Genomic DNA, 11,271 nt, shown 5'->3' with positions numbered 1-11,271 from the left:
ATTAAAGGAAATAAAAATATTAGTGAACCAAAATGGTGCGCTTAAAATATTTGGTAAAAATTTGGACGTATTTTGGTGCGTTATGCAAAGAGTCGGCTTTCTACCTATTTTTATAATCGGAAAAGACATACAATACGCGCATTATAGTGGAGTGCAGATTCATGAGATCCCCCAAAGTCGGTTTTGTTTCTTTAGGTTGTCCTAAGGCATTGGTAGATTCCGAACGAATTTTAACTCAGTTAAAGACTGAAGGTTATGATGTAGCATCAGATTATGATGGTGCTGATTTGGTTGTTGTTAATACCTGTGGTTTTATTGAATCTGCAGTACAAGAATCGTTAGATGCCATTGGTGAAGCTATGAGCTCAAATGGTCGTGTCATTGTGACTGGCTGTTTGGGTAAAGATGAAGAAAAAATTCGTAAAATGCACCCGAATGTCCTCAAAGTGACTGGTGCGGCGGCATATCAAGAAGTGATGGAGGCCGTACATCAGTACGTACCTGAACCACCGAAGCATAACCCATATATTGACCTTGTTCCTGAACAAGGAATTCGTTTGACCCCTAAACATTATGCCTATTTGAAAATATCGGAAGGCTGCAACCATCGTTGTACATTCTGTATTATCCCAAGCATGCGTGGTGATCTGGTTTCACGTCCTGTTGGTTCAGTGTTGACTGAAGCACAAGCCTTAAAAAAAGCCGGTGTGAAAGAAGTTCTGGTGATTTCTCAGGACACATCTGCTTATGGTTTAGATACCAAATACAAACTGGATTTCTGGAACGGTCAGCCGGTCAAAACCAAATTCTTCGACATGTGTGAAGCTTTAGGTCAACTCGGTATTTGGGTGCGTCTACATTACGTTTATCCATATCCACATGTAGATGCTGTGATTGACTTGATGGCGCAAGGTAAAATCCTGCCATATCTAGACATTCCTTTTCAGCATGCCAGTCCGCGTATCTTAAAATTGATGAAGCGACCAGCGCATAGTGAGAATACATTAGAGCGTCTAAAATTATGGCGTGAAAAATGTCCTGAACTGGTAATTCGTTCAACATTCGTGGTGGGTTTCCCGGGTGAAACTGAAGAAGATTTTCAGATTCTGCTTGAATGGCTCAAAGAAGCCCAGCTTGATCGCGTAGGTTGCTTTACCTATTCACCTGTAGAAGGTGCGACAGCAAATGATCTTCCGGATCATTTACCTGAAGAAATCAAGCAAGACCGTTACGAACGTTTCATGCAAGTACAGCAAGAAATTTCAGCAGCCAAACTGCAAAAACGCATTGGTCAAACCATGACTGTACTGGTTGATGATCTGGAAGATGAATTTCCGGTTGCTGTGGCACGTTCTTATGCAGATGCGCCTGAAATTGACGGCAATGTTTTTGTTGAAGATATTGATAAAAGCCAAATTAAAGCTGGTGATTTGCTTGAAGTCGAAATTACCGATGCAGATGAATATGACTTATACGCAAAGTTAATTCAGATTAAATCAGCTTAAATCTGTAGTTGAAATATACGAAAAAATTTAGATATTGGAAGATTCGGAGATTTCCTGATGTTGGATTCAAAAAAGCCCCGTTACGCACGTATTTTACTCAAACTTTCTGGTGAGGCACTTGCTGGAAACAAAGACATGGGGATTGATGCACAAGTGCTTGATCAAATGTCTTTAGCAATTGCTCATTTGGTCGGTTTGGGTGTGCAAGTCGGTATCGTGGTTGGTGGTGGTAACTTGTACCGCGGTAGCCAACTGCAAAAAGATGGCTTGGTTGGCCGTGTAACTGGTGACCAAATGGGGATGCTTGCGACTGTGATGAACGGTTTAGCATTACGTGATGCATTGGTACGTCGTAACATCAAAACCCGTTTAATGTCTGCTTTACCTATTGGTGCAGTAGTTGAAGCATATTCAAGCCGTGATGCGATTCGTCATTTAACTCAAGGCGAAGTATGCGTATTTGTTGCAGGTACGGGTAACCCGTTCTTTACTACAGATACAGCCGCTTGCTTGCGTGGTATTGAAATTGAAGCCCACTTAATCTTGAAAGCCACTAAAGTAGATGGCGTATATAATAAAGATCCAAGCAAATATGACGATGCAGTAAAATATGAAACCCTTACCTTTGATCAGGTTTTAGACGAAAAGTTGGGCATTATGGATTTGACGGCAATCTGTTTATGCCGTGACCACAATGTGCCACTTCAAGTATTCGACATGAATAAATCGGGTTCATTGCTTTCAGTGGTTATGGGCGAAAAAGAAGGGACTCACGTTACCAATTAATGACGTGGGCCTGAAAGCTCTTTATACTATATCCTATTCAATAATTACATCTCTTAGAATTAAGTAAGGAAGATCATATGATTAACGATCTTAAAAAAGACAGTGAAGACCGTATGAACAAGACTTTAGAGTCTTTAGAACATGGTTTTGCTAAAGTTCGTACTGGCCGCGCACATCCATCTATCTTGAATGGTGTGATGGTTCCTTACTATGGCTCTGACGTGCCTTTAAACCAAGTGGCAAACGTTGGTCTTGAAGATTCTCGTACACTTGTTATACAACCATTTGAACGTACAATGGTTTCAGCAATTGATAAAGCCATTCGTGAAGCAGGTTTGGGTTTAAACCCGATTACCGCTGATGCCATTCGTGTACCGATGGCTGCATTGACTGAAGAAACACGTCGTGACATGCAGAAGGTTGCGCGTACTGAAGCGGAAAATGCCAAAGTTGCGATCCGTAACATTCGTCGTGATGTATTGGGCGACATTAAGGCATTATTGAAAGAAAAAGAAATTTCTGAAGATGATGATCGTCGTGCGTCTGATGATATTCAGAAAATTACCGATAAATTCGTTGCTGAAGTGGATAAACGCCTCGCTGCGAAAGAAGCTGAATTAATGAAGGTCTAAGATTTAATGACCGTATCAGAAGACAGTTTGCCTCTTCCAAAACATGTTGCCATCATTATGGATGGCAACAATCGTTTTGCAAAAAAAATGCAAATGCAAAAGGGTGCTGGACACCGTGAGGGAAAAAATGTCCTGGATCCGATTGTGGAGCACTGTAGAAAAAATAAAATACAGGCGTTAACTGTTTTTGCATTCTCTAGCGAAAATTGGAATCGTCCCCAGTTTGAGGTTGATTTACTCATGGCATTGTTGGAAGAAACAATCCAAGAGCAGTTACCTCGAATGGAAAAATTCAATATTGCTTTACGTTTTATTGGTGATCGTTCTCGTTTGCCTGCGCATTTACGTGACTTAATGTTGCAAGCTGAACAAAGGACTGCTAAGTTCGACAGCATGGCCTTGACCATCGCGATTAGTTATGGCGGTATGTGGGATATGGCCCAGACTGCAAAACAAATTGCAGCAGATGCTGTTGCAAAAAAAATCGCAGTTGAAGATATAAATGTTGAGCTGTTTGGACAATATGTCAGTATGGCAGATTTGCCCGCAGTGGATTTATTAATCCGTACGGGTGGTGATTACCGTTTGTCAAACTTTTTACTTTGGCAAGCTGCTTATGCTGAACTGTATTTTACCCAAACCTTATGGCCTGAATTTACTGTTGAAGAATTCGATGATGCATTGGCAGTTTTTGCTGGTCGTGAACGTCGTTTTGGTAAAACTTCAGAGCAAATCCAACAAGAGAAAATTGAGAATTAATAAATGTTAGAGCGGATTATAACCGCATTGGTATTGGTAGCAGTCGTACTTAGTTGTATGTTTGCTACACAGTCTCAGTATCCAATGTTTGTGCTGATGATTGTTGCAGCAGGGGTCGCAGGGTATGAGTGGTTTAAGCTTATGCCAAGAAAAAATAAAAACCTGGTGAAATCGATTGCTTGGGGTTATGGATTAGCGACAGCAGCATTAGCAACTTTGGCATTATATTTTAATGATATCGCTCTATTACTTTGGGCAGCGTCCATTTTTTCATGGATTTTAAGCATCTTTTGGGTTAAATCGTATCCGAGTTATGATGGGTGGTATAACCCAAGCTTAAATGTAATCGGTTTTATTTTAATTTCTGCGGCGGTTACCGCAATTTTTTCGGTTTGGCATAGCTCGCCATGGTGGCTCATGTACCTGTTTTTACTGGTATGGGGCGCAGATAGTGGAGCTTATTTTGTCGGACGTAAGTTGGGTAAGAAAAAACTGGCACCTGATGTCAGTCCAAATAAATCGGTTGAAGGGTTATATGGCGGTATTTTCACTGCAATGATTATTGTGGTGATGGTCGAAGTCGTTTATTTGGATTTAACCTTAGCTCAGCATATTTTATTTTTAATTTTATCTATAATAACTGTATTTAGTTCTGTATTGGGCGATTTGTTCGAGTCTATGATCAAACGTCGTGCAGGAATTAAAGACTCGGGTCGTATTTTGCCAGGTCATGGTGGGGTGCTTGATCGTATTGATTCATTGCTTGCTGCTGCTCCAATTTTTGCTGCAGGCATGTATGTTTTAAAACTTATTGGTGTAGATTTATAGATGTCACAATCTGTTTGTATATTAGGTGTAACGGGTTCCATTGGTCAAAGTACCTTAAAGATTCTGCAACAGCATTCTGAAAAGTATTCTGTATTTGCAGTTACGGCGCATAGTCGAATTTTGGAACTTGTGGAAATATGCAAACAATATCGACCAAAGATCGTGGTTGTTCCATCCAATAAAGTAGATGAACTCAAACAGTATTTTCAAAATCAAAATCTAAAGAACATTGAAATTTTGTCCGGTGAAGCTGGGTTAATTGCCGTTGCTGAACATACAGATGTCGATGTAGTGATGGCAGCGATTGTTGGTGCTGCAGGTTTGTTGCCTACACTGGCTGCAGTGAAAGCCGGTAAGCGTGTTTTGTTGGCCAATAAAGAAGCGCTAGTGATGTCGGGTGAACTCATGATGCAAGCTGCACATGATTATCACGCAGAATTGCTTCCTGTCGATTCTGAACATAATGCCATTTTCCAGTGCCTGCCTCAGAATTATTTCCAAACAGAACGAAATGGACAACCCAAACAAGGTGTGTCACGTATTTTGCTCACTGCCTCTGGTGGTCCATTTTTAAACCATAGTTTTGAACAATTACAAAGGGTGACCCCTGCACAAGCGTGTAAGCATCCAAATTGGTCGATGGGGCAAAAAATCTCTGTAGATTCTGCAACCTTAATGAATAAAGGCCTGGAACTTATTGAAGCTTGCCATCTGTTTGCAATTTCAGAACAGTTTGTAACAGTGGTGGTTCATCCGCAGAGTATTATCCATTCTATGGTTCAGTATGTGGATGGTTCGACTTTGGCACAAATGGGCAATCCGGATATGTGTACGCCAATTGCACATGCGCTGGCATGGCCAGATCGTATTCAAACCCATGTACCTGCACTTGATCTGTTTATGAATCAACATTTGGATTTTCAAGAACCTGATACCACTCGGTTTCCAGCATTGAAACTAGCGCGACAAGCAATGCAAAGTGGCGGTTTGGCACCCGCAATTTTAAATGCTGCCAATGAGATTGCCGTAGCTGCCTTTTTGAAAAATAAAATTGGCTTTACTGAAATTCCTCAAGTGGTTGAGCAGACTTTGAATCAAGTTGAAAGCGGGATTGCAGAATCTATTGACCTTATTTTACAAGCTGACCAAGTTGCTCGTTCTGTAGCACAGCAAATTGTCATCAATAAAGGAAACTAAATCATGAGTGCCTTGTTTATTGTCGTGGCAGCCATTCTTTTACTTGGACCGCTTATTGCGATTCATGAGTTTGGGCATTATATTGTCGCACGTAAACTCGGTGTAAAAGTTTTAGTTTATTCGATTGGTTTTGGACCAACATTGCTGAAATGGACGTCTAAGAAGTCTGGTATTCAATATCAGCTTTCTGCATTGCCATTAGGTGGCTATGTAAAAATGTTGGATGAGCGTGAAGGCAATGTTGCTGAACAGGATTTACCCCGAGCATTTAACCGTCAGCATCCCTGGAAGCGGATTGCGATTGTTGCTGCAGGTCCACTGATTAATTTAGCCTTTGCCGTGGTTTTATTCTGGATTTTATTTATCCCGTCACAAGAACAGCTCAATACTCGCGTAGGTAAAGTGTTGCCGAATACACCGGCTGCAACTGTTCAAATGCAAGTTGGTGACAAAATTACTACAGTAGACGGTACGCAAACTACTACTTGGGAAAAGCTAAATTTTGCCTTGGTTGATCGGGTCGGTGAAACAGGTTCAATCCAGATTCAGGCTGATCGTGACGGGCAAGTTAAAACCTTCCAGTTACCCATTCAAGATTTCTTAAAAAATCAGAATCAATCTGCTTTAGATAGTTTGGGCTTTTTACCCTATCGTCCCTATATCGCACCTGTTGTGAGTAAGCTGAGTGAAGATGGTGCAGCGATCCGCCAAGGGATGAAAGAAGGCGATAAAATTATTGCAATTGATGGGGTAAAAATGAATGACTGGTTCGATGTGGTTCAAGTTGTTCAGGCTTCACCAGAAAAATTGTTAAAAATAGATATTTTACGTCAAAATCATTTGATACATTTAGAAGTGATGCCACAAGGCAAACGTGACAACATGGGTAATGTTTCAGGTGTGCTTGGCGTACAGAATATCCCCGGGAAAATAAATATTCCTGCAGACTATAAACAAATGATTCAATATAGTCCGACTGAAGCATTTATAATGGCAGTTGATAAAACGGGTCAAATTTCAGGTATGATTTTGAACTCAATCATCAAAATGTTTCGTGGTTTAATTGGTCTGGATAATTTATCTGGTCCAATTACCATTGCTAAAGTGGCAGGACAAAGTGCGGAAATGGGTTGGCAGACCTTTATCTCTTTTATGGCTTTAATGAGTGTAAGCTTAGGTATTTTAAATTTATTACCGATTCCGATGCTGGATGGTGGACATTTAGTTTACTATTTTATTGAGCTGATTCGTGGTAAACCTGTTTCTGAACAAATACAATTGGTTGGTTTAAAAATTGGTATGGTACTGCTCGGTAGCATGATGCTCCTTGCATTATTCAATGACTTCATGCGTTTATAACAACGTAGATTCGAAATAAATTAACATCGGAAAAGACTGGCATGCAGCACACACATTTATTTATGCCTTTGGCGCTCATTAGTGCAATGGCAGCAGTACAACAAGTATATGCAGCAGATGAATTCATTGTCCGCGATATCAAAATTGACGGGCTTGTTCGTTTAACGCCAACAAATGTCTATGGGATGTTACCTGTCAATGCTGGCGATCGTGTTGATAATACGACTATTGCAAATTCAATTCGTGCTTTGTATGCCACTGGCTTGTTTGATGATATCAAAGCCTCAAAAGAAGCTGATACGCTGATTTTTACAGTGGTTGAACGTCCATTGATTTCTAAGGTTGAGTTTAAAGGAAATAAGCTTATTCCTAAAGAAGCACTTGAAGAAGGGCTAAAAAAAATGGGTATTGCAGAAGGTGAGGTTTTAAAAAAATCTGCACTGCAAACCATTGAAACCGAGCTTGAACAACAATATATGCAGCAAGGTCGTTATGACGCAGATGTAAGTGTTAAAACGGTGGCTAGACCGAATAACCGTGTTGATTTAACGATTGATTTTGTCGAAGGTAAAGCAGCTAAAGTTGTTGATATCAATATTATTGGCAATACTGTGTTTAAAGAAAGTGAAATCAAGCAAGCTTTTGCAGTCAAAGAAAGTAGTTGGAGTTCGATTGTTACGCGTAACGATCGCTATGCACGTGAGAAAATGGCAGCAAGTCTGGAAGCTTTACGTGCATTGTATTTAAACAAAGGTTATATCAATTTTAATATTACCAATTCAAGTTTGAACTTGAGTGAAGATAAAAAGAATATCTTTGTTGAAGTCTCTGTGGAGGAAGGTGAGCAATTTAAATTTGGTGAAACCAAGTTCTTGGGTGATGCACTTTATAAACCAGAAGAATTGAAAGCTCTACAAATTTACAAAGATGGCGAAACTTACTCTCAAGAAAAAGTAAATGCGGTTAAACAGCTTCTACTTCGTAAGTATGGTAATGCAGGTTATTACTATGCCGAAGTGAACATGGTTCCTGAAATTAATGAAGAAACCAAACTGGTTAACTTGAATTACTATATTAATCCAGGTCAACAGGTAACGGTACGTCGTATCAACTTCACCGGTAATACTAAAACTGCAGATGAAGTATTGCGTCGTGAAATGCGTCAAATGGAAGGCGCATTAGCAAGCAATGAAAAAATTGACTTGTCTAAAGTCCGTTTGGAACGTACTGGTTTCTTCAAAACGGTAGATATTAAACCTGCCCGTATTCCTAATGTGCCAGATCAAGTTGATTTAAATATTAATGTGGAAGAGCAACATTCTGGAACAAGTACTTTGGCAGTCGGTTTCTCGCAAAGTGGGGGTGTGACCTTCCAGGCAGGTCTAAGTCAAACGAATTTCTTGGGTACTGGTAATAGTGTTTCGATTGATTTGTCCCGTTCAGAAACACAAGATTATTATAATTTAAGTGTAACTGATCCGTACTTCACCATTGATGGTGTGCGTCGCGGTTATAACATGTACTACCGTAAAACCAAGTTGAATGACGACTATAACGTCAACAACTATGTGACGGACAGTTTTGGTGGTGGTATCAGTTTTGGATATCCAATTGATGAGAACCAAAGCATCAGTGCAGGTCTAAATATTGACCAAACTGACGTCACCACAGGTCCATATGTTTCAACTTATGTTCGAGATTATTTATTAGCGAATGGTGGTAAAGCTACGGGTTCAGGTACAAGGTGTGGTGTTACTCTAGTTCCAGATCCAACAACAGGTATACCTACTTGCCCAGCGGGAGCAGAAGTTCCATTTGATAATGAATTTAATGGTGATTTTTTAACCTATAATTTAAATTTAGGTTGGTCTTATAATACTTTAAACCGTCCTGTTTTCCCGACGTCAGGGATGTCACATCGTGTGAATGGTGAAATTGCATTACCAGGCAGTGATGTTGAATATCAAAAACTGACCTATGATGCGCAAGCATTCTTGCCGTTGCCATATGACTTTGTACTTCGTGGCTATGGTAAATTAGGATACGGTAATGATCTACCATTCTATAAAAACTTCTATGCAGGTGGTTTTGGTTCGGTACGTGGTTATGACAACAGTACCTTGGGTCCGAAATACCCGGGCGTAACCTATAATGAGTCGCGAACTAAAGACTATGATCCAGAAGAAGTAGGGGGTAATGCGCTGGTACAGTTTGGAGCAGAACTGGCATTACCATTACCGTTCAAAGGGGATTGGACGCGTCAGGTTCGACCAGTTATTTTTGCTGAAGGAGCACAGGTATTTGATACCCAATGTAAGGTTCCTAGCGGAAACTTGTATTTAAATGGTACTGTAACTGATCCAGGTGTAAGTGCTAAACAATATTGTGAAGACAATTTTGGGTTTGATGCAAATAACATGCGTTATAGCGTAGGCGCTGGCTTTACTTGGATTACCATGATTGGGCCACTTTCACTCAGTTATGCATATCCATTAAATGATAAGACGGGTGACAATACTAAAAATATCCAGTTTGAAATCGGTCGTACTTTCTAAGATAACGTAAGAATAATTCAGGTTGTGTTAATACATTCTCGGGTGAATTGGCACAACCACAAGCTTAAAGAGAAAATAATGAAAAAAATGACGATGGCGATAGGCATCGCCTTGGCAAGCATCGCGTCTTTGACGCAGGCTGCAGGTTATGGGGTGATTGATTTAGAGCGTCTGGTAGAAAATAGTAGCTATTTAAAACAGCAAAATACAGCTGTACAGCAAAAAATTCAGCCGCAGACTACTAAAATTGAACAGTTGTCTAAAGAGCTTGAAACATTACAGCAACGGGCACAGTCCAACACCAAATTTACAGATGCTGAAAAGCAAAAGCTTTCAGCACAGTATCAGGCCAAATTTCAAGAGTTGAATCAATTACAACAATCCGTTCAAGGTAGTGTGCAAAGCTCGATTCAGCAAATTCGCACTGTTTTTGATGCGCGTGTGAAGCAAGCTGCTGAACAATTGCGTAAAGAAAATAACCTGGATATTGTTTTAAATAAAAATTCAGCACTTGCCTATGACCCTAAATATGATTTAACTGATAAAATGATTCAAAAGGTCAATATTATTAAGTAATCAATGAATCCTAGACAATTTCGCTTAGAAGATCTTGCTCGCCTGGTACAAGGCGAGTATGTCGGTCAATCTGATTTACTGTTAGAAGGGTTGGCAAGCTTAGATGTCGCTCAAGCCAAACATATTGCGTTTGTTAATGCTGAAAAATATTTAGATCATGCACGTGCTTCAGCAGCGGGTGCACTTATTGTTACCTCAGCTTTAAAATCACAATTAGATACGCATAATAATTTTATCATCGTTGATAATCCTTATCTGGCTTTTGCCATCCTGACCCATGTTTTTGAGAAAAAACATACTCAACAAGGGATAGAAAGCACCGCTCAAATCCATCCTTCTGCCATCGTATCTGATAGTGCCTATATTGGACATTATGTGGTGATCGGTGAACATTGTGTCGTGGGGGATGAAACCATCATTCAATCCCACGTTAAAATCGATGATGATGTAGAAATCGGAAAACAATGTTTTATTGATTCACACGTCACTTTAACCGGTGAAACCAAAGTAGGTAATCGAGTACGTATTCATGCCAACAGTGTGATTGGTGGAGAAGGCTTTGGCTTTGCACCTTATCAAGGTAAATGGCATCGTATTGCACAGTTAGGCTCAGTTAAAATTGGGAATGATGTACGTATTGGATCAAATTGCAGTATTGACCGTGGTGCATTGGATGACACAATTTTAGAAGATGGTGTGATTATTGATAACCTTGTGCAAATTGCCCATAATGTCAAGATTGGTGCCAATACAGCGCTTGCAGCAAAATGTGGTATTGCAGGTAGTACCAAAATTGGCAAAAACTGTGTATTTGCGGGTGCAGTAGGAGTAGTTGGTCATATTAATATTACGGATAATGTGACAATTACTGGCATGTCAATGGTCACAAAAAGTATTTCTGAGGCAGGAAGTTATTCTTCAGGGACACCTATGTTAGAAAGTTTACACTGGAAACGTGCGGCTGTACGCTTTAAACAATTAGCAGATGTGCCATTGACCCAATTAGTGAAACGGCTTGATCATATACAGGCTCAAATCGAGTCCCTTGAATCAACTTTTAAGCGTAAATAGAAT

At 40.0% G+C, this 11,271-nt stretch carries 10 protein-coding genes; all 10 read left to right on the top strand.

From position 1 onward, the window contains the following. The first annotated feature begins 161 nt into the window (after positions 1-161). Positions 162-1,505 (top strand): 30S ribosomal protein S12 methylthiotransferase RimO, encoded by a 1,344-nt coding sequence (gene rimO, locus E0H89_RS03850; RefSeq protein WP_131214600.1) that lies wholly within the window; start codon positions 162-164, stop codon positions 1,503-1,505. A gap of 57 nt (positions 1,506-1,562) precedes the next feature. Continuing rightward, positions 1,563-2,291: a UMP kinase gene (gene pyrH, locus E0H89_RS03845; protein ID WP_131214598.1), complete on the top strand. Its 729-nt coding sequence runs from the start codon at positions 1,563-1,565 to the stop codon at positions 2,289-2,291. A 77-nt stretch (positions 2,292-2,368) separates the two neighbouring features. Next, on the top strand, positions 2,369-2,923 hold the full coding sequence (frr, locus tag E0H89_RS03840) for a ribosome recycling factor (protein WP_131214596.1): 555 nt from the start codon (positions 2,369-2,371) through the stop codon (positions 2,921-2,923). A gap of 6 nt (positions 2,924-2,929) precedes the next feature. After that, positions 2,930-3,682, top strand: coding sequence for a polyprenyl diphosphate synthase (gene uppS, locus E0H89_RS03835; protein WP_131214594.1), 753 nt, complete (start codon positions 2,930-2,932; stop codon positions 3,680-3,682). A gap of 3 nt (positions 3,683-3,685) precedes the next feature. Further along, the gene (locus E0H89_RS03830; RefSeq protein ID WP_131214592.1) at positions 3,686-4,510 is read left to right on the top strand and encodes a phosphatidate cytidylyltransferase; all 825 of its coding nucleotides are present in this window, start codon (positions 3,686-3,688) and stop codon (positions 4,508-4,510) included. Next, positions 4,511-5,707: a 1-deoxy-D-xylulose-5-phosphate reductoisomerase gene (ispC, locus tag E0H89_RS03825; protein ID WP_131214590.1), complete on the top strand. Its 1,197-nt coding sequence runs from the start codon at positions 4,511-4,513 to the stop codon at positions 5,705-5,707. Between the two features lie 3 nt (positions 5,708-5,710). Beyond that, a complete protein-coding gene (gene rseP, locus E0H89_RS03820) occupies positions 5,711-7,066 on the top strand; it encodes an RIP metalloprotease RseP (protein WP_131214588.1) in 1,356 nt (451 codons plus the stop codon). Positions 7,067-7,107: 41 nt separating this feature from the next. Beyond that, positions 7,108-9,621 (top strand): outer membrane protein assembly factor BamA, encoded by a 2,514-nt coding sequence (gene bamA, locus E0H89_RS03815; RefSeq protein WP_131214586.1) that lies wholly within the window; start codon positions 7,108-7,110, stop codon positions 9,619-9,621. A gap of 78 nt (positions 9,622-9,699) precedes the next feature. Further along, entirely contained in the window at positions 9,700-10,197 is a 498-nt protein-coding gene (locus tag E0H89_RS03810; RefSeq protein WP_131214584.1) for an OmpH/Skp family outer membrane protein, read from the top strand. 3 nt (positions 10,198-10,200) lie between these two features. Then, positions 10,201-11,268 (top strand): UDP-3-O-(3-hydroxymyristoyl)glucosamine N-acyltransferase, encoded by a 1,068-nt coding sequence (lpxD, locus tag E0H89_RS03805; RefSeq protein WP_131214582.1) that lies wholly within the window; start codon positions 10,201-10,203, stop codon positions 11,266-11,268. Positions 11,269-11,271: the final 3 nt, after the last annotated feature.

Origin of the sequence: Acinetobacter sp. ANC 3781, from assembly GCF_004331285.1 — a bacterium.
GTDB lineage: Bacteria > Pseudomonadota > Gammaproteobacteria > Pseudomonadales > Moraxellaceae > Acinetobacter.
Note: the sequence above shows the minus strand (reverse complement) of the source record. Positions and strands in the feature narration are given on the sequence as shown.

What these genes read in the sequence shown, in the direction of transcription:
- rimO (WP_131214600.1), top strand. Translation starts at nt 162, where the DNA reads ATGAGATCCCCCAAAGTCGGTTTTGTTTCTTTAGGTTGTCCTAAGGCA.
- pyrH (WP_131214598.1), top strand. Translation starts at nt 1,563, where the DNA reads ATGTTGGATTCAAAAAAGCCCCGTTACGCACGTATTTTACTCAAACTT.
- frr (WP_131214596.1), top strand. Translation starts at nt 2,369, where the DNA reads ATGATTAACGATCTTAAAAAAGACAGTGAAGACCGTATGAACAAGACT.
- uppS (WP_131214594.1), top strand. Translation starts at nt 2,930, where the DNA reads ATGACCGTATCAGAAGACAGTTTGCCTCTTCCAAAACATGTTGCCATC.
- E0H89_RS03830 (WP_131214592.1), top strand. Translation starts at nt 3,686, where the DNA reads ATGTTAGAGCGGATTATAACCGCATTGGTATTGGTAGCAGTCGTACTT.
- ispC (WP_131214590.1), top strand. Translation starts at nt 4,511, where the DNA reads ATGTCACAATCTGTTTGTATATTAGGTGTAACGGGTTCCATTGGTCAA.
- rseP (WP_131214588.1), top strand. Translation starts at nt 5,711, where the DNA reads ATGAGTGCCTTGTTTATTGTCGTGGCAGCCATTCTTTTACTTGGACCG.
- bamA (WP_131214586.1), top strand. Translation starts at nt 7,108, where the DNA reads ATGCAGCACACACATTTATTTATGCCTTTGGCGCTCATTAGTGCAATG.
- E0H89_RS03810 (WP_131214584.1), top strand. Translation starts at nt 9,700, where the DNA reads ATGAAAAAAATGACGATGGCGATAGGCATCGCCTTGGCAAGCATCGCG.
- lpxD (WP_131214582.1), top strand. Translation starts at nt 10,201, where the DNA reads ATGAATCCTAGACAATTTCGCTTAGAAGATCTTGCTCGCCTGGTACAA.